The sequence below is a fragment of the Pseudomonas sp. RT4P38 genome, from assembly GCF_054897765.1.
On the sequence record NZ_CM142703.1, the window covers coordinates 3,889,194 to 3,913,783 of the forward strand.

The following is a 24,590-nucleotide window of genomic DNA, read 5'->3' on the forward strand; positions in this document are numbered from 1 at the left end:
ATGGCTACGACTGACCCACTGATCATCTGCGAGCACTGCGACTGCGTGTATGAAAAAGTCACGCTCGCCAAACATCAGAAAACCCTTTGTATGCGCTGCGGCGGCGTGCTGCAGCGCTATAACGGCCTGTCGGTGGAGCAGCGGCTGGCCTTGACCTTCACCGCCGCGGTGCTGTGGATTTTCGCCAATTTCTATCCGGTCATGAGCATCAGCCTCAAGGGCCTGAAAAATAGCGCTACGCTCTGGGATTCGGTGCTGGCCCTGAGTCATGGGCCGATCACGTTTATTGCCATGGTGGCGGCGATTTCTATCATCATCGCGCCCATTTTCCAGTTAGTCCTGCTGATCTGGGTCCTGAGCTTCGCGCTCGTGCAGCGACGTTCGCCCGTTTTCAGGTTCTGCATGCGCTGGCTGGAAATACTCCGGCCCTGGAGCATGCTGGAAGTGTGCTTGCTGGGGGCCATGGTGGCGGTGTTCAAACTCGCAGGTTTGCTCGACGTGCTGCCCGGGATTGGCCTATTTGCCCTGGCCGTCCTCAGCCTGATGATGATCCGCCTTGCCGGACGCGATATTCGCGATCTGTGGGACATCCAATGAACGCGCCACCGACCGCCAGCGAACTCAACCTCTGCCTGTGTCACAGCTGCGGCCTGGCCTGCGACATGACCCATGAACCTCACGAATGTGAGCGCTGCGGCGCGCCCTTGCACCGGCGCAAAAGCAACTCCCTGACCCGGACCTGGGCCTACCTGCTGACATCGCTGGTGTTCTATATCCCGGCCAATTTGCTGCCAGTGATGAACACCACCATGCTCGGCTCCGGTGCCGACAGCACCATCATGAGCGGTGTGTTGGAGTTCTGGCAGCACGGCGCCTGGGACATTGCCTTGATTATTTTCATCGCCAGCATCGCGGTACCGGGCGTCAAGTTCGTCGCCCTGACGCTGCTGCTGGTCACCGTGCAACGCGACAGCTCATGGGCGCGCAAAGAGCGCTCGAAGCTCTACCGATTCGTCGAGCTCATCGGCTACTGGTCGATGCTCGACGTGATTGTCGTCGCGCTGGTGGCGGCGCTGGTGAAGTTCCAGGCGCTGGGCGATATCGAGCCGCGCGTGGGCATTCTGTTTTTTGGCCTGGTGGTGGTGTTCACCATGCTCTCGGCCATGAGTTTCGACCCACGCCTGATCTGGGATAAAAAAGAGCGGGATCACCCAAACGAGGAGGTCAAGGATGAAGTCGCAAGCCACTGACGGGCCGCAAGCCCCCGGTCAGGCCCCTGTCAAAACCCGTCGTTTCAGCGTTTCGCTGGTCTGGATCGTGCCGATCGTCGCGGTGCTGGTGGGGATTTCCCTGGTCGTACACACCATGCTGCAGGAAGGTCCGACCATTACCGTCACGTTCAAAACCGGTAGCGGCCTGACGGCCAACAAGACCGAGGTCAAATACCGCAACGTGGTGATCGGTCATGTCTCGGACGTGGAACTGAGCAGCGATCAGAAAAGTGTCAACGCCACCATCAAACTGTCCAAGCAGGCGGAAAGTTTCACCCGCGAAGACTCGCAATTCTGGGTCGTGCGTCCACGTATTGGCGCCGGCGGGGTGTCGGGTATCGATACCCTGCTGTCCGGGGATTACATTGGCGCAGACATCGGCCAGGCCAATGCTCGCTCAAAGAACTTTACCGGCCTGGAAAACCCTCCGCCGATAACCTATGGCGAGCCGGGCAAGCGCTTCACCTTGCATACCCAGGACCTGGGTTCGCTGGATATTGGCTCTCCGGTTTACTACCGCAAGATTCCGGTGGGTCAGGTGGTGGCCTATGCCCTGGACGCCGACGGTAAAGGGGTGAACATCGAAGTGTTCGTCCACGCGCCCAACGACGCCTACGTCACTGAAAACACCCGGTTCTGGAACGCCAGCGGGATCGACGTGAATGTCGGCGCCAACGGCTTTTCGGTGAAAACCGAGTCGCTGTCATCCATCCTGGTGGGCGGCATCGCCTTCCGCGCTCCGGAATACAGCCCCAACGATCAACCGGCTACCGAGGAAAAAGCCTTCGACCTGTTCGAAGACCAGCTAACCGCCCTCGCCCCGCCCAGCGGTAAGGGACAATTCTTGAGTTTGCGTTTCGATCAGGCCTTGCGCGGGCTCAGGGTCGGTGCGCCGGTGGAATTCCTTGGCATAGAGTTCGGTAGAGTCGTGTCGGTCAATCTGGACTTCGACGCGAAAAAGCGCAGTTTCCCGGTCAATGTCGGCATCGTGATCTACCCGCAACGACTCGGCCAGGCCCACACTAAAATGCTCGAGGTCTTGAAGCATGACCCCAACGACGAAGCCGCAGGCGTACGGCTGATGGGCAGCTTCATCGACAACGGTCTGCGGGCCCAGGCCCGTAGCGGCAACCTGTTGACCGGTCAGCTGTACATCGCGCTCGACTTCTACCCCAAAGCGGAGAAAATCGTGTTCGATCCGACCGCCCGGCCGGTCTCCATCCCCACCATTCCTGGCAGCCTCGAGCAGTTGCAGGAAAAACTGGAGGGCATGGTCAACAAGATCAACCAGCTGCCAATCGAGCGCATTGCCGGCAACCTCGACAGCAACCTCGTCGAACTGCGTAAAGGCCTGGCGCAATTCAACGCCAAAACCCTGCCTGGCGTGCAGACGACGCTGGCGGACGTCAGCAAGACCCTGCAATCGGCCAGTTCGACCTTGGCCGAAGACTCGCCGCAACGCGAACAATTAGGCCAGACCCTGGACGAACTCGGACGCATGTCGCGCTCCTTGCGTGAACTCTCGGATTACCTGGGACGCCACCCGGAATCGCTGATTCGCGGGCGCCCCGACAATGCCGCGCCGATGGATCTGCAAGGGCCACCGCGCAAATGACCACAGGAGCATCACCCATGGCTTTTCCGCTGAAGATCACCTTGCTCACCGCGCTGGTGCTGCTCGCCGCTTGCCGCAGTGATCCGATTCAATTCCACACCCTGATTCCGGCTCAACCGGGCCTTGCTGCACGGAACAGCGGTGCGGAAATCCAGATTGAGGGCATCAGCGTGCCGCCCCAGGTGGATCGTCCGCAGATCGTCATTCGCCAGGGCAACAGCGGCATGGCGATCCTTGAAACCGAGTGGTGGGCTGCGAGTCTGGTGGATGAATTGCGCAGTGCTCTGGTCGATCAAATGGTCAACGCCAATCCCCGGCACAACCTGTCGGTGCGAGTGGATGTGCAGCGCTTCGACTCGGTTCCCGGTCAATATGCTTTGATCGACGTCAAGTGGCGCCTGCGTAATCTGAGCGAAGGTGATGCTGCGCTGGTCACCTGCCGCAGCACCGTGCAGACGCCTTCAGGCGCTTCCATAGATGAGCTGGTGGCGGCGCAACAAAACAACGTCAAACGCCTCGCCGCGCTTATCAGCCAGGCCGCTGGCGGAACGCAAAAAGGGTGTCCATCGGCCCAGTGATTTAACGCTTTTTTCTCATACTGCCCTTTACATTTGCCGTGCCTTAAACATGCAAATGATTCGTATTGATCTACACTGATCGACGACCTTCCCCGTTGGTTCTGTCGAATCTTCGTGCTCGATTCTAAAAAAACCAGGAGCTGTCACTGCATGATTTCTCACATCCCTTCTTTCCTGAAAACAGCACTGCTGGCTACCGCTCTGCTGAGCGCCGGTCACGTGTACGCAGCAGAGACTGATGGCATCGTGGTCTATAACGCTCAACACGAAAGCCTGACCAAATCCTGGATCGAGGGTTTTACCAAGGAAACCGGCATAAAGGTCACCGTACGCAATGGTGACGACACCGAGATGGGCAATCAAATCGTGCAGGAAGGCGCCGCCTCCCCGGCCGACGTGTTCCTGACCGAAAACTCCCCGGCCATGGTGCTGGTCGACAACGCGGGGCTGTTTGCGCCGGTTGCGCCGACCACTCTGGAACAGGTCGGCGATGCTTACCGCCCGGCCCACGGCAAATGGGTGGGGATCGCCGCGCGCTCCACAGTGTTTGTCTATAATCCGAGCAAACTGCCCGAAGCCGAACTGCCCAAGTCGCTGATGGACCTCGCCGGCCCGAGCTGGAAAGGTCGTTGGGGCGCTTCACCGGCCGGTGCCGACTTCCAGGCCATCGTCGCTGCCGTGCTGGAACTCAAGGGTGAAGCCGCCACTCTGGAATGGCTCAAAGGGTTGAAGGCCAATGCCACGATCTATCGCGGCAACAGTGCGGTACTGAAAGCGGTTAACGCCGGGCAGATCGACAGCGGCGTGATTTACCACTATTACAGCTTCGGCGACCAGGCCAAGACCGGCGAAAACAGCAAAAACACCGCCCTGCATTACTTCAAGCACAAGGATCCGGGCGCGTTTGTCAGTGTCTCCGGCGGCGGCGTTCTGGCGTCCAGCAAACACAAGGAACAAGCCCAGGCGTTCCTCAAGTGGATTACCGGCAAAGAGGGCCAGGCCATCCTCAAAACCGGCAAATCGTTCGAATACGCCGTGGGCGAGAACGCTGAATCCAACCCCAAACTGGTGCCTTTGCAGCAACTCGACGCGCCGACAGTCGACGCCTCAAAACTCGACAGTAAAAAAGCCGTGGAGCTGATGACTCAGGCCGGACTGCTCTAATTGATGCCTGAAACCTTGCCGGCGGGTGTCGCTGAAGCGATACCCGCGAACCTGCGACGACGATCCCGCGGTATTTTCGCGGCGCGCGGTGGCGCGTGGGTGATCGGTTTGTCGGTGCTGGTGTCGCTAATGTCGTTGCTGCCGATTGCCTTCGTCATCGGCGTTTCCTTTCAGACAGGCTGGGCGACCCTTGTGCCGCTGGTATTGCGGCCGCGGGTCGCTGAACTGTTGATCAACACGGTTTTACTGGTGGTGATCACGATTCCGTTGTGCGTCACGTTAGGCCTGTCTCTGGCCTGGCTGACAGAACGCACCAACCTGCCGGGTCGACGCTGGTGGTCGTTGTTGGCGACTGCACCGCTGGCGGTGCCAGCCTTTGTTCACAGCTATGCGTGGGTCAGTCTGGTCCCACCGATTCACGGGCTGTTTGCCGGGGTTCTGGTGTCGGTCATCGCCTACTTCCCGTTCCTGTACCTGCCGATTGCTGCAACGCTGCGTCGGCTCGATCCGGCCATCGAAGACGTTGCCGAATCGCTCGGCCTCAAACCTTGGGCGATATTTTTCCGCGTGGTGCTACCGCAACTGCGCCTGGCCATCTGCGGCGGTGCCTTGCTGGTGGGCCTGCACCTGCTGGCCGAATATGGCCTGTACGCGATGATCCGTTTCGACACCTTCACCACGGCCATTTTCGATCAGTTCAAGTCCACCTTCAACGGCCCCGCCGCCCACATGCTGGCCAGCGTGCTCGCCCTGTGTTGCCTGGTGATGCTGACCGCAGAATCGGCCGCTCGCGGCACGGCGCGTTACGCCCGCGTCGGGTCGGGAAGCGCTCGCGAACAGCGGGTGGTGCGCCTGAAATCTGGAACCACCCTCCTCGCCCTGACCGTACAGATAGCGACCTGCGCGCTGGCGTTGGGCGTGCCACTCGTGACCTTGGGTAACTGGCTGATAGCCGGCGGCACGCAGGTCTGGCAGATGGACGAGCTTCTGCCGGCGCTGGAACAGACGCTGCTGTTCGGCGTTGCGGGTGCAGCCCTGACCACCTGCGCCGCGATCCCGATTGCCTGGTTGTCGATTCGCTCTCCGGGCCGGTTGCAACGTGTGCTGGAAAGCTGCAACTACATCACCAGCTCGTTGCCTGGGATCGTTGTTGCCCTGGCATTGGTGACCATCACCATCCATTTTGCCCGGCCGATTTACCAGACGACGATCACGGTGTTGCTGGCGTATCTGCTGATGTTTTTGCCGCGCGCCTTGGTGAGTTTGCGTGCCGGTATCGCCCAGGCGCCGGTCGAGCTGGAAAACATGGCCCGCAGCCTCGGCCGCTCACCCACCCGGGCATTGTGGCTGATCACCCTGCGCCTGGCCGCGCCCGGCGCTGCAGCAGGCGCCGCGCTGGTATTTTTGGCGATCACCAATGAGTTGACCGCCACCCTGCTGCTCGCCCCCAACGGCACGCGCACCCTGGCCACCGGATTCTGGGCGATGACCAGCGAAATCGATTACGCCGCCGCGGCGCCCTACGCCCTGTTGATGATCCTGCTGTCGCTTCCGTTGACCGGGCTTCTCTATCACCAATCCAAACGAACGGCTGGCCGATGAACGCTCTTGAACTCCATTCCATCTCCAAGTCCTATGGCGCCTATCAGGCGCTGGAGAGCATCAACCTGTCGGTGCCAACAGGCAGCCGAACGGTCATCGTCGGCCCGTCCGGTTCAGGAAAAACCACGCTGTTGCGGATGATCGCCGGCTTCGAATTCCCCGACACGGGCCGTCTGTCACTCAATGGCCAAACGCTCGTCGACGACACCCACGAAGTCCCGGCGCATCAGCGTTTGATTGGCTATGTTCCGCAGGACGGCGCCCTGTTCCCGCACATGACCGTGGCCGCCAATATCGGTTTCGGGCTTTCGAGCAAGGGCGGCGCAAAACAGGAGCGAATCGCGGAGTTGATGGACAGCGTGGCGCTGGATGCGAACATGGCCAACCGTTGGCCCCACGAACTCTCCGGCGGCCAGCAACAGCGCGTGGCGCTGGCGCGGGCGTTGGCGCAACAGCCGCGCTTGATGTTGCTGGACGAGCCATTTTCGGCCCTCGACACTGGACTTCGGGGCGCCATGCGCAAAATGGTCGCTCGGCTGCTGACAGACGCTGGCGTCACCACCATTCTGGTCACCCATGACCAGAGTGAGGCCTTGTCGTTTGCCGATCAGCTGGCGGTGATGCGCGACGGTCGGCTGGTGCAGTCAGGCCATCCGCTGGATCTTTACCGCTACCCCGACGATGAACAAACCGCACTGTTTCTAGGGGATGCCGTGGTCATGCCCGCCAGAATCGAAGCCGGGTGGGCCCATTGCGATCTCGGTCGTATACCGGTGAACAATCATCGGAACAACAAATCGGCGCAGATCATGCTGCGTCCAGAGCAGCTGCAACTGGTCAGCCTCCAGCCCAGCTCAACCAAGGCTGCGGGGTGCCGCGCCGTGGTGACCGAGCGGGATTTCAGCGGCAATACCTGCACATTGACGGTGGAACTGGAGACTTTGGCTTCCGGGCGCCAGCCTGGTCGATCATTAATGGTGCGCAGTTCGGGCCTGTATGCGCCACCCGCCGGCAGCGCGGTTCACGTCTCGACGATCGGCCATGCCCACGTACTGAGCGAATCTTGAACCCCCTCCATCAAAGATCGAACCGGTCCACGGCCCGACGCCGCTCGTTGTCATCGCGCACATCGTAGTTGGCCGTGGTCTGGATGTTGCTGTGATGGGCGAGTTTCTGGGCGATCGACAAGTCATATTCTTCAATCACTCGGGTAATGAACGAACGTCGAAAATCATGCGGCATGATTTTCACCCCGACCTGCGCGCCCCGCTGTCGGGCGATGTAATAGATCGCATGTTTGGTGATGCGCTCGCGGGTGATGTGACTGCCGCGGCGGATGCGGTTGAACAGGAACGGATCGTCCGTTTCGCCATCCTTCAGCAGTGAGCGCCGCAGTTCCAGCCAGTCATTGAGTTTGGCGAACGCCCAGGCCGGTGCGTACTTGATCAATTGCTTGTTGCCCTTGGCGGTCACACAAAGGCTGCGCTCGGTGAAATCGACCTGATTCAGGTCCAGGTTCACCGATTCCGATTTGCGCATCCCCGAACCGTACAAAATTCCGATAATCGCCGCGTCCCGCAGACCTTGTGGCCGTGGGTCGGCGGCACAGACCGCCATCAATTCCTGGATCAGCGTGCGCTTGAGGTTGCGCCCCTGGGACAGTCGCGTGCCGGCAATCCCCTTGACCGAACGCATTTTCAGCAAGTGTTCCTGACTGATCAGGCTCATGCGCCACGCTTCGTTCATCACCCCGCGCACTGCGTTGACGTACAGCGAAGAGGTGTTCGGCGCGTAACCGTCCGAGCGCAAGGTGGCCACCAGCGCAATGACATCTTCAGGTTGCAGGTTGTGCCAGGGAATCTCCTCGACGTTCATGTCTTCGAAGCCCAACCGGTCAGCGGCATCCTGCAAAACGTAACGCATGGTCAGTTGGCTGGAGGGCGCCAGGCGCGCCAGATACAGGGTCAGCGGGTTGGTCTTTGAGGGAATTGGGTCGGTAGCGGGTAAGTCAATCAAACGAAACGGCCTTGAGTAGAAACAGTTCATTAAACAACTAAGGATTGAAACATCCTTCCTATAAAGCGGAACACTTCTGTAAGACTTTCTACTAAAAAACTCGATGAGCGGCAGAAGTCAGAACAGTGGCTGTATGACTTTCAGAATAAACACAGGTGTTGGGCCTGGCGCCTGAAACGCCCGGACGTGACGTTATACAACACGATAGGCGAATTGAAATATGGCCTTGCCTATTCTGATGGCGCACGGCAGCAAGTCGATCCGCACTCAGGAGTGCCCTATGAAAATCAGTGTATTTGGTAGCGGTTACGTTGGCCTGGTGCAAGCGGCCGTCCTGGCTGAAGTCGGCCACGACGTGGTCTGCATGGACATTGATGAGAAGAAAGTCGAGCAGCTGCAACAAGGCCACGTGAGCATTTTCGAACCGGGGCTGGCCAGCCTGGTACGCGAAAGCCTGGAAGCCAAACGGCTGCAGTTCACCACCGACGAAAAGCTCGCGGTGCAGCATGGCCAGGTGGTGTTTATCGCGGTCGGTACGCCGTCCCGGGAGGATGGTTCGGCGGATCTGCGGTATGTGCTGTCGGTGGGTGAAGCCGTGGCGCGTCATCGTGAACAACCGGTGATTCTGGTGGAGAAATCCACGGTGCCGGTGGGCACGGGTGACACCTTGCGCGCGCACATCGACAAGTGCCTGATCAAGGTCGGCCGGTTGCTGCAGTTCGAGATCGTCTCCAACCCGGAATTTTTGAAAGAAGGCTCGGCCGTGGCCGATTGCCGGCGCCCGGACCGGATCATCATCGGCTGCGAACGCGAAGATGTACGTGACGTCATGCGCGACCTTTACGCGCCATTCAACCGCAACCATGACCGGATCATGTTCATGGACCTGCGCAGCGCCGAGCTGACCAAGTACGCCGCCAACTGCATGCTGGCGACCAAGATCAGCTTCATCAACCAGATCGCCGAACTGGCCGAACACCTGGGCGCCGACATCGAATCGGTGCGCCTGGGCATCGGCGCCGATTCGCGCATTGGCTACCACTTCATCTACCCCGGTTGCGGTTATGGCGGTTCGTGCTTTCCCAAGGACATGCGCGCGCTGATCCACAGCGCCGAAGAGGCTCATTGCTCCAGCGATCTGCTGCAAGCGGTGGAAGCGATCAACCAGCGTCAGAAGCATAAGCTGTTCGAGCGGATCAACGCGTTCTACAAGGGCGATTTGCGCGGCAGAACCTTTGCCGTGTGGGGCCTGGCGTTCAAACCGAACACCGACGACATGCGCGATGCACCGAGCCGGGTGTTGCTGGAATCGCTGTGGGCCGCCGGGGCCAATGTCCGCGCGTTCGACCCGGAAGCCATGCAGGAAACCCAGCTGCTGTATCCCGATGAATCCCGGTTGATGCTTATGGGCACGCCGGAATCGGTATTGTCCGGCGCCGATGCGTTGATCATCTGCACTGAATGGCAACAGTTCAAGGCACCCGATTTCAGCCTGATCCAGCAGCGGCTCAACGCCTCCGTGATCTTCGACGGACGCAACCTGTACGACGCCGATCGCCTGGCTCGCGCCGGGTTCATGTACTTCCCGATGGGCCGCGGTGAATCGCGCAATCTGCCGATCCCGCATCTGCAATGGCCAGTGGCTTCGGTCGTCGCTTGATTGCGATGTCAGCCGATATCCGCCGACAGTCCCTGGGGCTAGGGCTGTCGGCGCTGCTGTTGTTCAGCGCCGGGGTGTATCAGCAGTCGGTGATCGGTTTCGATTCGCGCTTCGTGCTGTTCGCTCAGGAAATGTTGCGCCACGGGCCGTCATTTTTTCCGACCACCTATGGCCAGCCTTATGCCGACTATTCGGCACTTTCGACACTGTTCATCTGGCTGCTGTCGCTGCCGTTCGGGCAGGTCAACAGCCTGAGTGCCTGGTTGCCGAGCGCTATCGCCGGGGCGGTAATCGTCACGTTGATGCACCGGCTGCTGGCGCCCTACTCCCAGCGATGGCGTTGCTGAGCATCGCCCTGATGCTGCTGACCAACACCTTTGTCACTGAAACCCGTGCGGTGTCTCTCGACCTGATGCTCGCAGCGGTGGCGTTTTCAGTATTCTACCTGGGCTATGCCGCCGATCATTTTGCGGCAAAGCGCCGGTGGGTCCTGATCTTTGCCTTGCTGATACTGGGTTTCGGGATTCGCGGGCCGATCGGGCTGGTGATTCCCACTGGCATGTTGTGCAGCTACTTTTTGCTCAATCGTCAATGGCAACGCTTGTTCGGCTTCGGCTTCGGCTTCGGCCTGACGGCAGCGGTACTCTTGACGGTATGCATCGGCGCATTGTTGTGGCTGGCCGAATGCAGCGGCGGCCCGGACTTCATGCACGAAGTGGTGCGCATGCAATTCATGGGGCGAATGGACGGCAGTGAAGGTGTCAGCGGCTCGCTGTATTACTTCACCAGTTCGATGGGCAACTATGCGCTCGCCTATCTCTGGCCCCGGAAGAACTGCGCGGTAGCTATTACGGCGCGCAAAACCTCGCTGCCCTCGGCGGTGCCCTGAGCCCGGTGATTTGCGGTTTCCTGCTGATGCACACCCCCGCGCCAACCATGTTCTATGCCCTGAGCGCGCTGACCGCCATGGGTGGTTTCCTGTGTTTCATGAGCGGTCGTCGAGTGGTATTACATCAAAATTAATGCACTGAAACTTCATTAATATGAATTTGTAAGCATCAGGAATCAACGGCACACTGTGCCTCGTTCCTCCCCCAATAGTTGGAACTACTTCAAGGGCTTTCTGGGTATCCCAGCTAAGCCTTTTTTTTGCATAGATTTTTGCCAACGGATTGTCTGCCTCATGTTCTCTCGCTGGTTACCCGCCGCCATCAATACTCGGCCCTCTGAATGGAACCGTGCTGCCATTGGCATGTCCCTGGGCACGATGTTCAGCGTCTGGCTCTGTAGCCAGGTGTTTGGCATGCAAGTGGCGCAGCATCTGATCGGTCCGCTGGGCGCATCGGCCGTGTTGCTGTTCGCCGTATCCTCCGGCGCCCTCGCCCAGCCCTGGTCGATTCTTGGCGGCTACCTCAGCGCCGGGGTGGTTTCGCTGCTGGTCGCTCACGTGCTCGGACGAACCCTTGGCGGCGCTTGCCTGGCGGCCGGCATGGCGCTGATTCTGATGTGCTGGCTGCGTTGCCTGCATCCACCGGCCGGGGCCTTGGCGCTGCTGTTGGTGTTGGCAGACCCGGCAACAATTGCTCTGGACTGGAATGCCCTCGGCCCGGTGATGCTTGGCGCATCGACCCTGCTGCTCAGCGCCCTGGCCTACAACAACCTGACGCGCATTCGTTATCCGAAACGCGCCAGTGAACCGGTATCCATGGTGCCGGCCGACCATCCGCCGATAGACAACCAGGCCATCACCGCCCAGGACCTGAAACGAGCGCTGGCGGACATGGAAGCGTTCATTGACGTGACCCCGGAAGACCTCGAACAGCTGATTCATGCCACCGAATTGCAGGCCAGACGCCGCAGCATTGGCGAAGTGTTGTCCCGAAGCGTTCAGTAGTTATTGCTTAAGGCAAAAATGCAGACCAAACCTGCATGGATCCCGGTTGTACATCACAAATTTGCACTGTTACGATCCAGCATCGCTCGCGCGCGAGCTTCTTTATAAAGAACAATAAAAGCAGGGAGTTAGTGATGACTGCTCAGGTTTCATCGAAGGGGACTTCGTCCATGGATGCCACGCAAAACGAAGTGCTGGCCGAGGTTCGCAACCACATCGGTCACCTGACCCTCAATCGCCCCGCCGGCCTCAACGCCATTACCCTGGACATGGTGCGCAATCTGCAGCGTCAGCTCGACGCCTGGGCGCTGGATCCGCACGTACACGCGGTGGTCTTGCGCGGCGCTGGCGAGAAGGCTTTCTGTGCCGGCGGCGACATCCGTTCGCTGTATGACAGTTTCAAAAACGGCGACACGCTGCACGAAGATTTCTTCGTCGAGGAATACGCCCTCGACCTCGCGATTCACCATTACCGCAAACCGGTGCTCGCCTTGATGGACGGTTTTGTCCTGGGCGGCGGCATGGGCCTGGTGCAAGGCGCCGACTTGCGAGTGGTCACCGAGAAAAGCCGTCTGGCGATGCCGGAAGTGGCGATCGGTTATTTCCCGGATGTCGGTGGCAGCCATTTCCTGCCGCGGGTTCCCGGTGAACTGGGTATTTACCTCGGTGTCAGCGGCGTGCAGATTCGCGCGGCCGATGCGCTCTATTGCGGCCTGGCCGACTGGTACCTCGAAAGCGACAAGCTGGGCACCCTGGACGAGCGACTCGATCAGCTCGAATGGCATGAGACACCGCTGAAGGACTTGCAAGGTCTGCTGGCAAAACTTGCCGTGCAGCAATTACCCGATGCGCCACTGAGCAAGCTACGCCCGGCCATCGATCACTTCTTCGCCCTGCCCGATGTGCCGAGTATTGTTGAGCAACTGCGTGAAGTAACGGTCGCCGACAGTCACGAGTGGGCCACGACCACCGCCGACCTGCTGGAAAGCCGTTCACCGCTGGCCATGGGCGTGACCCTGGAAATGCTCCGTCGTGGTCGGCGCTTGAGTCTCGAAGACTGCTTCGCCCTGGAGCTGCACCTGGACCGTCAGTGGTTCGAGCGCGGCGACCTGATCGAAGGCGTGCGCGCCTTGCTGATCGATAAAGACAAGAGCCCGCGCTGGAACCCGCCGACCTTGCAGGCGCTGGACGCCGAGCACGTCGCGAGTTTTTTCACGGGTTTTGAGCAGAGCGGGAGCTGAGCCATGCACGATATCGAATTGAGCGAAGAACAAGTCATGATCCGCGACATGGCCCGGGACTTTGCCCGCGGCGAAATCGCGCCCCACGCCCAGGCCTGGGAAAAAGCCGGCTGGATCGATGATGGTCTGGTGGCGAAGATGGGTGAGCTGGGGCTGCTGGGCATGGTGGTGCCCGAGGAATGGGGCGGCACCTATGTCGACTACGTCGCCTACGCCCTGGCGGTGGAAGAGATTTCTGCCGGCGATGGCGCCACTGGCGCGCTGATGAGCATTCACAACTCCGTGGGCTGCGGTCCGGTCCTCAACTACGGCACTGAAGAACAGAAACAGACCTGGCTGCCGGATCTGGCCAGCGGTCAGACCATCGGCTGCTTCTGCCTGACCGAACCCCAGGCCGGTTCCGAAGCCCACAACCTGCGCACCCGCGCCGAACTGCGCGACGGCCAGTGGGTCATCAATGGCGCCAAACAATTCGTCAGTAACGGCAAACGGGCGAAGCTGGCCATCGTGTTCGCGGTGACCGATCCGGACTTGGGCAAGCGCGGGATCTCGGCGTTCCTGGTGCCGACCGATACCGTGGGTTTCATCGTTGATCGCACCGAACACAAAATGGGCATCCGCGCCTCCGACACCTGCGCGGTAACCCTGAGCAACTGCACGATTCCCGAAGCCAACCTGTTGGGTGAGCGCGGCAAGGGACTGGCGATTGCCCTGTCAAACCTTGAAGGCGGCCGCATCGGCATTGCGGCACAAGCGTTGGGCATTGCTCGCGCGGCATTTGAAGCAGCGCTGGCGTACTCGCGGGATCGGGTGCAGTTCGACAAGCCGATCATCGAGCACCAGAGTATCGCCAACATGCTGGCCGACATGCACACCCGATTGAATGCTGCACGACTGTTGATCCTGCATGCCGCGCGTTTGCGCAGTGCCGGTAAGCCGTGTCTGTCGGAGGCTTCACAGGCGAAGTTGTTCGCATCCGAGATGGCCGAGAAAGTGTGTTCGTCGGCGATGCAGATTCATGGCGGGTATGGCTATCTGGAGGATTACCCGGTGGAGCGTTACTACCGGGATGCGCGGATTACGCAAATTTATGAAGGGTCTAGCGAGATACAGCGGATGGTGATTGCCCGGGAACTCAAGAACTACCTGGTGTGATGCCCTAAAAGCATCGCGAGCAAGCTCGCTCCCACAAGAGATCTCCTCAACGCTGGAGATCTACTGTGGGAGCGAGCTTGCTCGCGATGCCGTCACTGAAAACGCCGCATTACTTCCCTTGGAACTCGGCTTCACGCTTGGCAATAAACGCCGCCATCCCTTCCTTCTGATCCTGCGTAGCAAACGCCGCATGGAACACTCGACGCTCAAAGCGCACACCTTCCGACAGGCTCACTTCAAACGCGCGGTTGACGCTTTCCTTGATCATCATTGCAATCGGCAACGACTTCTTGGCAATCAGCGCCGCGACTTTCAACGCTTCTTCCAGCAGCTCATCCGCCGGAACAATCCGCGCGACAATCCCGCAACGCTCCGCTTCAACCGCATCGATCAGTCGGCCGCTGAGGCACATTTCCATGGCCTTGGCCTTGCCCACGGCGCGGGTCAGGCGCTGGGTGCCGCCCATGCCCGGCAGTACGCCGAGGTTGATTTCCGGTTGACCGAACTTGGCGTTGTCGCCGGCCAGGATGAAGTCGCACATCAGCGCCAGTTCACAACCCCCGCCCAAGGCAAAACCGTTGACGGCGGCAATGATTGGCTTGCGGCGGTTGGCCACGCGATCGCTGTCGCTGAACAGGTCGTCGAGGTAGATCTGCGGGTAAGTCAGCTCGGCCATTTCCTTGATGTCGGCGCCGGCGGCGAAGGCTTTTTTCGAGCCGGTCAGCACGATGCAGCCAATGTTCGAATCGGCTTCGAGGCCATCAAGGGCGTGGTTCAGCTCGCTGACGATCTGCGCGTTCAACGCGTTCAAGGCTTGCGGACGGTTCAGGGTAATCAGGCCTACACGGCCGTGGGTTTCCAACAAAATCGTTTCGTAGTTCACAAGTAGCTTCCTTCTCAAAGATTGCGCGAGATAACCATGCGCTGAATATCGCTGGTGCCTTCGTAGATCTGGCAGACCCGCACGTCGCGGTAGATCCGCTCCAGCGGGAAATCGTTCAAGTAACCGTAACCGCCGAGGGTTTGCAACGCCGAGGAACAGACTTTCTCGGCCATTTCCGAGGCAAACAGCTTGGCCATGGAGGCTTCGACCAGTGCCGGTTTACCGCTGTCACGCAGCGCCGCCGCGTAATGCACCATTTGCCGGGCGACGGCGATTTGGGTTGCCATGTCCGCCAGGCGGAACGCGACCGCTTGATGCTCGATGATTGGCTTGCCAAAGCTTTCACGCTCGCGGGCGTAATCGCGGGCCGCTTCGAACGCTGCGCGGGCCATGCCCACCGATTGCGAAGCGATGCCGACACGCCCGCCTTCGAGGTTGGCCAGGGCGATTCGATAACCTTCGCCCTCCTCGCCCAAGCGGTTGGCCACCGGCACCTTCACGTCCTCAAACAGAATCTGGCAAGTATCGGAGGCGTGCTGGCCGAGCTTGTCTTCGACCCGTGCGACTTTGTAGCCCGGCGAATCGGTCGGCACGATCAGCGCCGTGATGCCACGCTTGCCGGCACTCGGGTCAGTCACGGCGAACACGATCACCACCCCGGCGTTCTGCCCGGACGTGATGAACTGTTTGCAGCCGTTCAACACGTAATGATCGCCTTCCAGACGGGCACGGGTTTTCAGGCCGCTGGCATCCGAGCCGGCCTGCGGTTCGGTCAGGGCAAAGGCCCCCAGCATAGAGCCGCTGGCCAGCGGTTTGAGGAAGCGTTCTTTCTGGTCGTCGTTGCCGTACTTGAGGATCGGTACGCAACCCACCGAGTTGTGCACGCTCATGATGGTCGAGCAGGCGCCGTCGCCGGCCGCAATTTCTTCCAGGGCCATGGCATAGGCCAGGTAACCGGTGTCGCAACCGCCCCACTCTTCCGGCACCAACATGCCGAAGAAGCCCAGTTCGGCCATCTCGCCGATGGCTTCCTTGGGGAAGCGATGCTCGCGGTCCCACTCGGCGGCGAACGGTTTCAGCCGTTCCTGGGCAAATTGCCGGGCCGCGTCGCTGATCTGAAGTTGTTCGTCATTGGGAATCATGCCAAATCCTTAAAAATTGAGCGTGAATGCGAAAAACCCTGTGGGAGCGAGCTTGCTCGCGATGGCGGACTCACATTCAACATTTCTATCAACTGATACACCGCTATCGCGAGCAAGCTCGCTCCCACATGGACTTGCATCAGTTTCAATACAGGCATTCCACGGCCATGGCCGTGGCTTCACCGCCGCCGATGCAGATCGCTGCGACGCCGCGTTTCAGGTTTTTCTGGCGCAGGGCCGAGAGCAAGGTCACGAGGATCCGCGCGCCAGACGCACCGATCGGGTGACCGAGGGCGCAAGCGCCGCCGTGAACGTTGATCTTCTCGTGGGGGATTTCCAGTTTGGTCATGGTGACCAGACTGACCACGGCGAAGGCTTCGTTGACTTCGACCAGATCGACTTCGTCCAGTGACCAGCCGGTTTTCTTCATCAGCTTCTCGATCGCGCCCACCGGTGCCACCGGGAACAGGCCCGGGGTGTCGGCAAACGCGGCGTGACCGTGAATTACTGCCAGTGGTTTCAGGCCGCGCTTTTCAGCTTCGGAACGGCGCATCAACACCAGTGCGGCGGCGCCATCGGAGATCGAGCTGGAGTTCGCCGCCGTCACTGTGCCGCCGTCGCGGAACGCTGGTTTCAAGGAAGCGATCTTATCCAGTTTGGCTTTCGGTGGTTGTTCGTCGTTGCTGATCAGCACCTGCTCTTTACCGACGGTCACGGTGAGCGGCACGATCTCGTCTTTGAAGCTGCCGTCCTTGATCGCCTGCTGCGCGCGGGTGGTCGAGGCAATGGCAAAAGCGTCCTGGGCTTCACGGGTGAAACCGTTGGTTTCAGCGCAATCCTCGGCATAGGTGCCCATCAGGCGACCTTTGTCGTAAGCGTCTTCCAGGCCGTCGAGGAACATGTGATCAAGCACACGACCGTGGCCCATGCGGTAACCGCTGCGGGCGCGGTCCAGCAGATAGGGCGCGTTGGACATGCTTTCCATACCGCCGGCGATAACCACGTCGGCGCTGCCGGCCACCAGCATGTCGTGTGCCAGAATGGCCGCTTCCATGCCCGAACCGCACATTTTGTTCAGGGTGGTGCAGCGGGTCGATTTATCCAGCCCGGCGCCCAATGCGGCTTGGCGTGCCGGGGCCTGGCCGAGACCTGCGGACAGTACGCAACCGAACAGCACTTCTTCAACCGAGTCTGGCGCCACACCGGCGCGTTCAACAGCGGCGCGAATCGCCGCAGCACCGAGTTGCGGTGCGGTCAGGCTTTTCAATTCGCCCTGGAAACCGCCCATCGGGGTGCGGACGGCGCTGACGATAACAATGGGATCGTTGGAAATAGTCATGACAAATCCTCCTTACTTGGCGGCCATGCGCAAGGCGCCGTCGAGACGGATCACCTCGCCATTGAGCATGCTGTTTTCAATGATATGCCTGACCAGCCCGGCATACTCGCTCGGTTTGCCCAAACGTGGCGGAAACGGCACGCCAGCCGCCAGGGACGCGCGGACTTCCGGGGTCATGCCGGCCATCATCGGGGTTTCGAAAATGCCCGGGGCGATGGTCATCACGCGGATGCCGAAGCGCGCCAGTTCACGGGCGGCGGGCAAGGTCAGGCTGACGATCGCGCCTTTGGACGCGGCATACGCGGCCTGGCCGATCTGGCCGTCATAGGCTGCGGCCGAGGCGGTGTTGATGATCACGCCGCGCTCGCCGTCGGCATCTGCTTCGGTTTGCGCAATCGCCGCAGCGGCCAGACGCAGCATGTTGAAACTGCCGATCAGGTTGACGTCGATCACCTGGCTGAAATTGGCCAACACGTGTGGGCCGTTCTTGCCGAGGATCTTCTCACCGCGCACAATACCGGCGCAGTTGACCAGACCATTCAGGCCACCGAAAGCTTTGACCGTCGCCTGCACAGCAGCTTCGGCCGCGGCTTCGTTGCTGATATCGGCCACCACGCTTTGTGCGCCGAGAAGTTCAGCCTGGGCCGCAACGGCCTCGGCGTTCATGTCCACCAGCATCACTTTGGCGCCGGCCGCGACCAGCATTTCAGCGGTGGCAGCACCGAGGCCGGACGCACCGCCGGTGACGAGAAAAACCTTGTTTTCGATCTGCATCATTGTTTCCTTGGATTCAAGCTGAAACGTTCTTCGCGGCGGCCTCTTGAGCCTTTGCGATTTCCTGGTTGCGCAAGATAAAGCGCTGCAATTTGCCGCTAGGGGTTTTCGGCAACTCGCTGACAAATTCGATTTCACGGGGGTACGAGTGCGCGGCCAGTCGTTTGCGCACGTGTTGGCGCAGTTCTTCGGCCAGTTCCGGCGCGGCGCGGTATTGCGCGCTGAGCACTACAAAGGCTTTGACCAGCTCGGTGCGCTCCGGATCGGGCTTGCCGACCACGGCCGCTTCGACCACGGCCGGGTGTTCGATCAACGCGCTTTCCACGTCGAACGGACCGACCCGGTAACCGGAGGTGGTGATCACGTCGTCGCTGCGACCGACGAAGCTGATGCTGCCGTCCGGGTTCCACTCGACGGTGTCGCCGCTCAGGTAATAGTTGCCGACGAAGGCCTTGGTCGGTGCGCCTTCGTAACCGGCGAACCAGCACATCGGCGATTGGGTGCGATCGATGGCCAGAATGCCCGGCTGACCGACGCCGAGTTCTTTGTACTCGTCATCCAGCACCACGATGCGGTGGCCCGGCGAGGCGAAACCGGCGGCGCCCATGTGGATCGGATGCTCCAGGCCATGGTGATTGCACAGGACCATGCCCAGTTCGGTCTGGCCGTAATGGTCGTGTATGACCACGCCGAGGTTGTCGGCGAACCAGCGAATCACTTCCGGATTCAGCGGCTCGCCGGCGCTGCTGACGATGCGCAGCTTGCCCTTGATCGAGCGGGCGAATTCGTCGCCACCGGCGATCAACAGGCGATAGGCCGTCGGCGAACCGGTGAGGTTGGTGATCCCGTATTTGTTGATCACCCGGCAGGTGCTTTCGAGGGTGAACGGGCCATCGTAAAAGGTGATCGGATGCCCCATGGCCATCGGCCCGGTGACACCGAAATAGATGCCATAGGCCCAGCCCGGATCGGCGACGTTCCAGAAGGCGTCTTCAGGGCGCAAGTCCACGGCGTCACGGGTGTAGCTCTGAAAGGCGACGACGGCCTTGAGCGGTACGGACAGCGCTTTCGACGGACCGGTGGTGCCTGACGTGAACATCAGCAGGAACGGGTCTTCGCCCGTCAGCAGGACCGGTTCGCACTCAGGAGAATAATTGGCCAGTTCGGCCCAGAAGCTGTAATCGCCGCGGACGATGCCTTGGCCTTTGGGACCGGCGACAGTGACGATGGTCGGGCAGTCGGCGACTTCAGAGAGTTTGGAGCGATTGCCGGCGTCGGTGACCACCACTTTGGCGCCAGAGGAGCTGAGGCGGTGTTCGATGGCTTTCGGGCCGAATGCCGTGAACAGCGGCTGGTAGACCGCGCCGATGCGCCAAGTGGCGAATACGGTGATCAGCAATTCAATGTTACGTGGCAGGAGACCGGCAACCTTGTCGCCTTTTTTCACGCCTTGGGCCAGCAGGAAATTGGCGAAACGCGCGGCTTTGTCCTGCAAGTCGCTGAAGGTGTAGGTCGCGCTGGCGCCATCGCGGCCTTCCCAGAACAGCGCGATGCGCCCCGGCAAGGCATGCCGGTCGCAACACTCGACACAGGCATTGAGGGCAGTCAAATCGCCCGCGAGTGCGGCGTCGACGGTGTGCTGATAATTGAACTGTGATGTCGCAGACAAATAATCGCGCATTGCCAGAATCCCTCTGTATTTTTATTAGGTTGGGGGAACCGTAATTAACAGGGAAATACTCGCTCTGCGCGGAGCGCGGGACAATGGTCAAAGCTATCAAGTTGCGTGACTGGTTTGGCCAAGACTCGAGAGGTGCGCCAATGATCAGTGCCTAGCTCGCTTCGTTGAGGATCAAACTCCGGTAATGCCCCGGATTTGACCCCGACCACTTGCGAAACGCCTTGTAGAACGAGCTGGTGTCGGCAAACCCTAAACGCGTGGCGATCTCGGCGAAGCTGATGGCCGGCTCGGCCAGCCAAACAATCGCCAACTCCTTGCGCACGCTGTCCTTGAGCCCTTGGTAAGTCTGGCCTTCTTCCGCCAACCGCCGCCGCAACGTCGACGCCGACATGCACAGCTGTTGCGCCAGCGCTTCGGTTTCCGGCCAGTGCTCGGCGGGCCGTTGCCGCAAATCGTGCTTGATCCGGCTGGCCAGGCTTTCCGGATCACGGTACTTGACCAGAATATTGGCCGGCGCATGGGCGAGGAAACGCTTGAGTTCTTCCGGGCTGCGCTTGATCGGTAAATCCAGGCACTCGGCGGAGAAAATCATCCGCGTGCGCGGCCGGTCAAAACGCAGGTTCTCGGAGAACATCACCTGGTAGTCATCGCAGAAGTCCGGTGCCGGACAGCGCAACTCGATGGCCAGGATCGGAATCCGTCGCCCCGCCAGCCAGCAGGCGACGCCGTGGACGATCATCCAGTAAGTGAAATACGTGAAGGCGCGGCGTGGGTCCTGGTCGTCTTCGAGCAGGACGATTTCCGCCAGGCTTTGCTGACGAACCAACTGTGCGGGCGTGTGCTCGAGCATCAGCGACAAAAAGCTCAAACCCGAGGTCAGCCCAGCGGCCAGGCTCGGCTGGACCATGGAGCAGCGACAGAGAAACTCCAGGCTGCCGGATTTGAGTTTGCGCGGGTCCATGCCAAAAAACTCATCGTCTCCACGACGTGCCAGCAAACGCCACAGACGCGCATAAGCGGTGGCCGGGACGCGTGCATCGCTGCTTTCGAGCAATGCCGGATCGATGCCGACTTTGTTCAACACCTCTGCGGTAGCGGCTCCTGGGGCGCAGCTTTGCAACAGCGCTTCACGCACCAGATGAATGGAGATGGTGTCTTTTTCCGACATTGACCGAGGCAAGCCCTGTTCTTTGAGTGGTGGGAATATTAGCCCGTCAAGATCAAAAGATCGTCCGAACGCGGCCCGAACCTTCGGCAGCTCCTGCCACGGTGCACGTCATCCCACTGGAGCTGCCATAGACTGCGATCTTTTGCCTTAATCCTTAAAGAATCCGGTACAACAACCGCTCAATCCGCACCCGACTCACGCGCTTGAGGAACTTGGCCACCCCCGGAGGGTATTCCAGCAGTGTGTCCAGGTCCTGGTAACGCTCGATGCGACGGGTGTTCTCGAAAATCTCCGCCAGCTCTTTACGACGCGGCTCCAGCAGCTCGCCTTTGGGATCATCGATCAGCAAGGCGTTTTCCAGATCAAGTCGAAACGCCCGCGGGTTGAGGTTGTTGCCGGTCAGCAAGGTGAAGCGCTGATCGATCCACATGCCCTTGAGGTGATAGGTGTTGTCGCCGTCACGCCACAGATGCAGGTTCAACTGGCCGCTGTCGACGCTGCGATGATGCCGCTTGGCGAAACGCCGAAGGCTGATCTCGTAAAGGTACGGCAGCGCCGAGATCACCTTGAACGGCTCGCTCGGCGGGATGTAGAAATCGTTGGCCGTCTTGTCGCCGACAACGATGTCGATCTTCACACCCCGCGCCAGTGCCCGGTTGATTTCCCGGGTCACGGCCAGCGGCAGGTTGAAGTACGGCGTGCAGATGGTCAGTTGATGTTGAGCGCTGGCGATCAACTCGCAAATCACTCGACTGAGCGGATTGTTCTTGCCGACACCGAGCAATGGGCTGACCGACAAACCGCCCTTGTCCGTGGTGCCCGTGGTGGTGTCGTACGTCGCATGCTTGAGGCGGCTGCGCAAGTCGCCGATGTCGTTGCGCAGGCTGCGAGTGGTTGGCAGGTTCGGTAAATCGAGACGATGCACCGCTTTGGAGGCGATCAGGCCGTGCTGAATCAGGTGCTGCATCGAATCGGCCAGGGCGCTGTTCTGCAGCAGGTGATAACGGTCGTAGCGGTATTTGTCGAACTTGTGCAGATAGACGTTGTTCAGACTCGCGCCGCTGTAGATCACACAGTCATCGATCACGAAGCCTTTCAAATGCAGCACGCCAAACAACTCTCGGGTCTGCACGGGAACGCCATACACCGGGACTTCACTGGCATGAGTCCGGGTGGTTTCCTGATACCAGGCCGAGTTGCCCGGCTGCTTGCCGGCGCCGATCAAACCGCGCTGGGCGCGCAGCCAGTCAACGACCACCACCACGTCCAGTTCAGGACGCGCCAGCTTCGCCGCGTGCAAGGCATCGAGAATTTCCTGGCCGGCTTCGTCCTGTTGCAGATAGAGCGCGACGATATAGATGCGCTGGGCGGCACTGGCGATCTTTTCCAGCAGGCAACGGCGGAACTCGGCAGCGCCAGAAAGGATAGTGACGGCATCGGCGGTCAGCGGAAAACTGCGCAGTTTGGGCAGCAGAGGGCGTTTGAAAAGCGACGGCATAGGGCTCGCAATGGGTCGAATCCGAAGAACCCGAGAGCTTACACCATGGATCCGTTTGGGTCTTGTTACTGTCTGTAATGGCCTCTTCGCGGGCAAGCCTCGCTCCTACAGGGGAATGCGATCAACTGTAGGAGCGAGGCTTGCCCGCGAAGGCAATTTCACTGAGTAAACACTATTCACTTGACCAAGGAGAACGATCGTTCTACTGTTCGCCACATGAACGAAATAAGCAGCAACGACACTCGCGACATCATTCTGGATGTCACCGAAAAGTTGATCTACAAAAGTGGCATCGCGGCCACCGGGATGGACCTTCTGGTGAAAACCGCCGGCGTCTCCAGAAAGAGTATTTACCGCTACTTCGCCAACAAGGAGGCGCTCACCGTCGCGGCCCTGCAACGGCGAGACCTGCGCTGGATGCACTGGTACAGAAGCGCAGTCGACCAGGCTGAAACCCCGGCCGACCGGCTGCTCAACCTGTTTACCGTGCTCAAGGCCTGGTTCGCTTCCGAAGGCTTTCGTGGCTGTGCATTCATTAACACCAGCGGCGAAACCGGTGACCCGCAAGACCCGGTTCGCCTGGTCGCCAAAGACCACAAACAGAAGCTGCTCGACTACGTGCGCGAGCTCTGTACTGAATATGGCGCAACAGACCCGGAGACGCTGGCCAAACAGCTGCTGATCCTGATCGACGGTGCCATTACCGTGGCGCTTGTCATGGGTGATCACAGTGCCGCCGATAATGCGCAATGCATGGCGCGAAAGTTATTGGACCTGTAACACTTTAATCAAGCCCGACAACGTGTTTGAACTTTAATTTTATAGGGAGACTTTCAATGTCTAACACCGAAGTTCGTCCGCCATTACCGCCATTCACCCGTGAGTCGGCCATCGAAAAAGTACGCCTGGCCGAAGACGGCTGGAACTCCCGCGACCCGGAACGCGTGTCGCTGGCCTACACCCTGGACACGAAATGGCGTAACCGCGCCGAGTTCGCCTATAACCGCGAAGAAGCCAAAGGTTTCCTGACGCGCAAATGGGCAAAAGAGCTGGATTACCGCCTGATCAAAGAACTCTGGGCCTTTACCGGCAACCGCATCGCCGTTCGCTACGCCTATGAATGGCACGACGACTCGGGCAACTGGTTCCGTTCCTACGGCAACGAAAACTGGGAATTCGACGAGAACGGTTTGATGGCCAATCGGTTTGCCTGCATCAACGACATGCCGATCAAGGAAAACGACCGCAAGTTCCATTGGCCACTGGGCCGTCGTCCTGACGACCATCCAAGTCTGTCCGACCTGGGCCTGTAAACACTGATCCAAATGTGGGAGCGAGCTTGCTCGCGATGGCGGTGTAACAGGCAACTTAATTTGTTGAATGTTCAACCGTCATCGCGAGCAAGCTCGCTCCCACAGGGTTTTGTGGTGTTCAGGCGACTGCAGCTTGGGGTGTTACATCTGCTTTAGCTTCCAGCTCACGCACCAACGGCAATACCCGCTGACCGAAATACTCCACCTCTTCCTGAAAGTGCAGAAACCCCGCCAACACCAGGTCCACGCCCACGGCTTTCAACGCCACGATCCGCTCGGCAATTTGCTGCGGCGTACCGATCAGGTTGGTCTTGAAGCCGTCGTTGTACTGCACCAGATCCTCGAACGTCGACTTGGCCCAGTTCCCCTCCCCCTCAGGCGGCGCCCTGCCCGCCTGCTTGGCTGCATCACCTAAAGCGTTCACCGCTTCCGGATCGGCCTGATCAATGATTTGCGCCAGCACTGCTTGCGCTTCTGCTTCAGTGGAACTCACCCTTGAACCAGCCACTGACGATGTTCACCACCACCCGGCAGTTAGTCAGTTGATCGATGGATGGTTTGCTGTGAGCGATCAGGGCGACTTGCTGATGGACTGT

21 protein-coding genes and 3 pseudogenes are annotated in these 24,590 nt (G+C 59.9%); 15 read left to right on the forward strand and 9 right to left on the reverse strand.

What is annotated here, in order from left to right; all coding sequences use genetic code 11:
• The 7 genes from ACYZT7_RS17975 (at position 1) to ACYZT7_RS18005 (ending at position 7,297) form a co-directional block, all read left to right on the forward strand.
• Positions 1–597, forward strand: a complete 597-nt coding sequence (locus tag ACYZT7_RS17975) for a paraquat-inducible protein A (RefSeq protein ID WP_462037611.1) — start codon at positions 1–3, stop codon at positions 595–597.
• Positions 594–1,250 carry a paraquat-inducible protein A gene (locus ACYZT7_RS17980; RefSeq protein WP_462037612.1) on the forward strand — a complete coding sequence of 219 codons (657 nt, stop codon included), beginning with the start codon at positions 594–596 and terminating at the stop codon, positions 1,248–1,250. The genes ACYZT7_RS17975 and ACYZT7_RS17980 overlap by 4 nt, the downstream gene beginning before the upstream one ends.
• Complete coding sequence (locus ACYZT7_RS17985; protein WP_462037613.1) at positions 1,231–2,886, forward strand: PqiB family protein; 1,656 nt, start codon at positions 1,231–1,233, stop codon at positions 2,884–2,886. Before ACYZT7_RS17980 ends, ACYZT7_RS17985 begins: the two co-directional genes overlap by 20 nt.
• A 17-nt stretch (positions 2,887–2,903) precedes the next feature.
• The gene (locus tag ACYZT7_RS17990) at positions 2,904–3,464 is read left to right on the forward strand and encodes a PqiC family protein (RefSeq protein ID WP_462037614.1); all 561 of its coding nucleotides are present in this window, start codon (positions 2,904–2,906) and stop codon (positions 3,462–3,464) included.
• Between the two features lie 150 nt (positions 3,465–3,614).
• A complete protein-coding gene (locus tag ACYZT7_RS17995) occupies positions 3,615–4,628 on the forward strand; it encodes an iron ABC transporter substrate-binding protein (protein WP_462037615.1) in 1,014 nt (337 codons plus the stop codon).
• A 3-nt stretch (positions 4,629–4,631) separates the two neighbouring features.
• Entirely contained in the window at positions 4,632–6,230 is a 1,599-nt protein-coding gene (locus ACYZT7_RS18000; RefSeq protein WP_462037616.1) for an ABC transporter permease, read from the forward strand.
• The gene (locus ACYZT7_RS18005; protein WP_462037617.1) at positions 6,227–7,297 is read left to right on the forward strand and encodes an ABC transporter ATP-binding protein; all 1,071 of its coding nucleotides are present in this window, start codon (positions 6,227–6,229) and stop codon (positions 7,295–7,297) included. Before ACYZT7_RS18000 ends, ACYZT7_RS18005 begins: the two co-directional genes overlap by 4 nt.
• 10 nt (positions 7,298–7,307) lie before the next feature.
• Here the strand turns inward: ACYZT7_RS18005 and ACYZT7_RS18010 are convergent, their stop codons facing one another.
• On the reverse strand, positions 7,308–8,246 hold the full coding sequence (locus ACYZT7_RS18010; RefSeq protein WP_462037618.1) for a site-specific integrase: 939 nt from the start codon (positions 8,244–8,246) through the stop codon (positions 7,308–7,310).
• Positions 8,247–8,526: 280 nt separating this feature from the next.
• Here ACYZT7_RS18010 and ACYZT7_RS18015 point away from each other — a divergent pair, with 280 nt between their 5' ends.
• The 6 genes and pseudogenes from ACYZT7_RS18015 to ACYZT7_RS18040 all read left to right on the forward strand — a co-directional run bounded on the left by ACYZT7_RS18015 (position 8,527) and on the right by ACYZT7_RS18040 (position 14,196).
• Positions 8,527–9,906: a UDP-glucose dehydrogenase family protein gene (locus ACYZT7_RS18015; RefSeq protein WP_462037619.1), complete on the forward strand. Its 1,380-nt coding sequence runs from the start codon at positions 8,527–8,529 to the stop codon at positions 9,904–9,906.
• Positions 9,879–10,723 (forward strand): annotated as a pseudogene (locus ACYZT7_RS18020) (ArnT family glycosyltransferase); the annotation flags it as partial. The gene ACYZT7_RS18015 and the pseudogene ACYZT7_RS18020, both read left to right, overlap by 28 nt.
• Positions 10,723–10,929: pseudogene (locus tag ACYZT7_RS18025) on the forward strand (MFS transporter); the annotation flags it as partial. The pseudogenes ACYZT7_RS18020 and ACYZT7_RS18025, both read left to right, overlap by 1 nt.
• 160 nt (positions 10,930–11,089) lie before the next feature.
• Positions 11,090–11,800 (forward strand): HPP family protein, encoded by a 711-nt coding sequence (locus ACYZT7_RS18030; RefSeq protein ID WP_462037620.1) that lies wholly within the window; start codon positions 11,090–11,092, stop codon positions 11,798–11,800.
• A 134-nt stretch (positions 11,801–11,934) separates the two neighbouring features.
• On the forward strand, positions 11,935–13,041 hold the full coding sequence (locus ACYZT7_RS18035) for an enoyl-CoA hydratase/isomerase family protein (RefSeq protein ID WP_462037621.1): 1,107 nt from the start codon (positions 11,935–11,937) through the stop codon (positions 13,039–13,041).
• A 3-nt stretch (positions 13,042–13,044) separates the two neighbouring features.
• Positions 13,045–14,196 carry an acyl-CoA dehydrogenase family protein gene (locus tag ACYZT7_RS18040; protein ID WP_462037622.1) on the forward strand — a complete coding sequence of 384 codons (1,152 nt, stop codon included), beginning with the start codon at positions 13,045–13,047 and terminating at the stop codon, positions 14,194–14,196.
• Between the two features lie 109 nt (positions 14,197–14,305).
• Here the strand turns inward: ACYZT7_RS18040 and ACYZT7_RS18045 are convergent, their stop codons facing one another.
• From ACYZT7_RS18045 to pssA, 7 genes are all read right to left on the reverse strand, one after another.
• Positions 14,306–15,079, reverse strand: a complete 774-nt coding sequence (locus ACYZT7_RS18045; protein ID WP_030131385.1) for an enoyl-CoA hydratase — start codon at positions 15,077–15,079, stop codon at positions 14,306–14,308.
• A 14-nt stretch (positions 15,080–15,093) separates the two neighbouring features.
• The gene (locus ACYZT7_RS18050; RefSeq protein ID WP_074876733.1) at positions 15,094–16,221 is read right to left on the reverse strand and encodes an acyl-CoA dehydrogenase; all 1,128 of its coding nucleotides are present in this window, start codon (positions 16,219–16,221) and stop codon (positions 15,094–15,096) included.
• Between the two features lie 145 nt (positions 16,222–16,366).
• Entirely contained in the window at positions 16,367–17,560 is a 1,194-nt protein-coding gene (locus ACYZT7_RS18055) for an acetyl-CoA C-acyltransferase (protein WP_462037623.1), read from the reverse strand.
• Between the two features lie 12 nt (positions 17,561–17,572).
• The gene (locus ACYZT7_RS18060) at positions 17,573–18,334 is read right to left on the reverse strand and encodes an SDR family NAD(P)-dependent oxidoreductase (protein ID WP_462037624.1); all 762 of its coding nucleotides are present in this window, start codon (positions 18,332–18,334) and stop codon (positions 17,573–17,575) included.
• Between the two features lie 16 nt (positions 18,335–18,350).
• Positions 18,351–20,015 (reverse strand): AMP-binding protein, encoded by a 1,665-nt coding sequence (locus ACYZT7_RS18065; protein ID WP_462037625.1) that lies wholly within the window; start codon positions 20,013–20,015, stop codon positions 18,351–18,353.
• Between the two features lie 151 nt (positions 20,016–20,166).
• Positions 20,167–21,183 (reverse strand): AraC family transcriptional regulator, encoded by a 1,017-nt coding sequence (locus tag ACYZT7_RS18070; protein WP_462037626.1) that lies wholly within the window; start codon positions 21,181–21,183, stop codon positions 20,167–20,169.
• A gap of 154 nt (positions 21,184–21,337) precedes the next feature.
• On the reverse strand, positions 21,338–22,681 hold the full coding sequence (gene pssA / locus ACYZT7_RS18075) for a CDP-diacylglycerol--serine O-phosphatidyltransferase (protein ID WP_462037627.1): 1,344 nt from the start codon (positions 22,679–22,681) through the stop codon (positions 21,338–21,340).
• A 216-nt stretch (positions 22,682–22,897) separates the two neighbouring features.
• On the opposite strand from pssA, the gene ACYZT7_RS18080 reads away from it, so the two are divergent.
• Together ACYZT7_RS18080 and ACYZT7_RS18085 are read left to right on the forward strand one after the other, a co-directional pair.
• The gene (locus ACYZT7_RS18080) at positions 22,898–23,461 is read left to right on the forward strand and encodes a TetR/AcrR family transcriptional regulator (protein WP_462037628.1); all 564 of its coding nucleotides are present in this window, start codon (positions 22,898–22,900) and stop codon (positions 23,459–23,461) included.
• A 56-nt stretch (positions 23,462–23,517) separates the two neighbouring features.
• Positions 23,518–23,994, forward strand: a complete 477-nt coding sequence (locus ACYZT7_RS18085; protein WP_462037629.1) for a nuclear transport factor 2 family protein — start codon at positions 23,518–23,520, stop codon at positions 23,992–23,994.
• Between the two features lie 118 nt (positions 23,995–24,112).
• Here the strand turns inward: ACYZT7_RS18085 and ACYZT7_RS18090 are convergent.
• A pseudogene (locus tag ACYZT7_RS18090) lies at positions 24,113–24,478 on the reverse strand (dimethylsulfone monooxygenase SfnG); the annotation flags it as partial.
• Positions 24,479–24,590 lie beyond the last annotated feature (112 nt).

Excerpts from the sequence above, each read along its gene's own strand:
- ACYZT7_RS17995 (WP_462037615.1), top strand. The coding sequence starts at position 3,615 with ATGATTTCTCACATCCCTTCTTTCCTGAAAACAGCACTGCTGGCTACC.
- pssA (WP_462037627.1), bottom strand. The coding sequence starts at position 22,681 with ATGCCGTCGCTTTTCAAACGCCCTCTGCTGCCCAAACTGCGCAGTTTT.
- ACYZT7_RS18070 (WP_462037626.1), bottom strand. The coding sequence starts at position 21,183 with ATGTCGGAAAAAGACACCATCTCCATTCATCTGGTGCGTGAAGCGCTG.
- ACYZT7_RS17990 (WP_462037614.1), top strand. The coding sequence starts at position 2,904 with ATGGCTTTTCCGCTGAAGATCACCTTGCTCACCGCGCTGGTGCTGCTC.
- ACYZT7_RS17985 (WP_462037613.1), top strand. The coding sequence starts at position 1,231 with ATGAAGTCGCAAGCCACTGACGGGCCGCAAGCCCCCGGTCAGGCCCCT.
- ACYZT7_RS18050 (WP_074876733.1), bottom strand. The coding sequence starts at position 16,221 with ATGATTCCCAATGACGAACAACTTCAGATCAGCGACGCGGCCCGGCAA.
- ACYZT7_RS18035 (WP_462037621.1), top strand. The coding sequence starts at position 11,935 with ATGACTGCTCAGGTTTCATCGAAGGGGACTTCGTCCATGGATGCCACG.
- ACYZT7_RS18085 (WP_462037629.1), top strand. The coding sequence starts at position 23,518 with ATGTCTAACACCGAAGTTCGTCCGCCATTACCGCCATTCACCCGTGAG.
- ACYZT7_RS18005 (WP_462037617.1), top strand. The coding sequence starts at position 6,227 with ATGAACGCTCTTGAACTCCATTCCATCTCCAAGTCCTATGGCGCCTAT.
- ACYZT7_RS18015 (WP_462037619.1), top strand. The coding sequence starts at position 8,527 with ATGAAAATCAGTGTATTTGGTAGCGGTTACGTTGGCCTGGTGCAAGCG.
- ACYZT7_RS18030 (WP_462037620.1), top strand. The coding sequence starts at position 11,090 with ATGTTCTCTCGCTGGTTACCCGCCGCCATCAATACTCGGCCCTCTGAA.
- ACYZT7_RS18080 (WP_462037628.1), top strand. The coding sequence starts at position 22,898 with ATGAACGAAATAAGCAGCAACGACACTCGCGACATCATTCTGGATGTC.
- ACYZT7_RS18065 (WP_462037625.1), bottom strand. The coding sequence starts at position 20,015 with ATGCGCGATTATTTGTCTGCGACATCACAGTTCAATTATCAGCACACC.
- ACYZT7_RS18000 (WP_462037616.1), top strand. The coding sequence starts at position 4,632 with ATGCCTGAAACCTTGCCGGCGGGTGTCGCTGAAGCGATACCCGCGAAC.
- ACYZT7_RS18055 (WP_462037623.1), bottom strand. The coding sequence starts at position 17,560 with ATGACTATTTCCAACGATCCCATTGTTATCGTCAGCGCCGTCCGCACC.
- ACYZT7_RS18040 (WP_462037622.1), top strand. The coding sequence starts at position 13,045 with ATGCACGATATCGAATTGAGCGAAGAACAAGTCATGATCCGCGACATG.
- ACYZT7_RS17980 (WP_462037612.1), top strand. The coding sequence starts at position 594 with ATGAACGCGCCACCGACCGCCAGCGAACTCAACCTCTGCCTGTGTCAC.
- ACYZT7_RS17975 (WP_462037611.1), top strand. The coding sequence starts at position 1 with ATGGCTACGACTGACCCACTGATCATCTGCGAGCACTGCGACTGCGTG.
- ACYZT7_RS18060 (WP_462037624.1), bottom strand. The coding sequence starts at position 18,334 with ATGCAGATCGAAAACAAGGTTTTTCTCGTCACCGGCGGTGCGTCCGGC.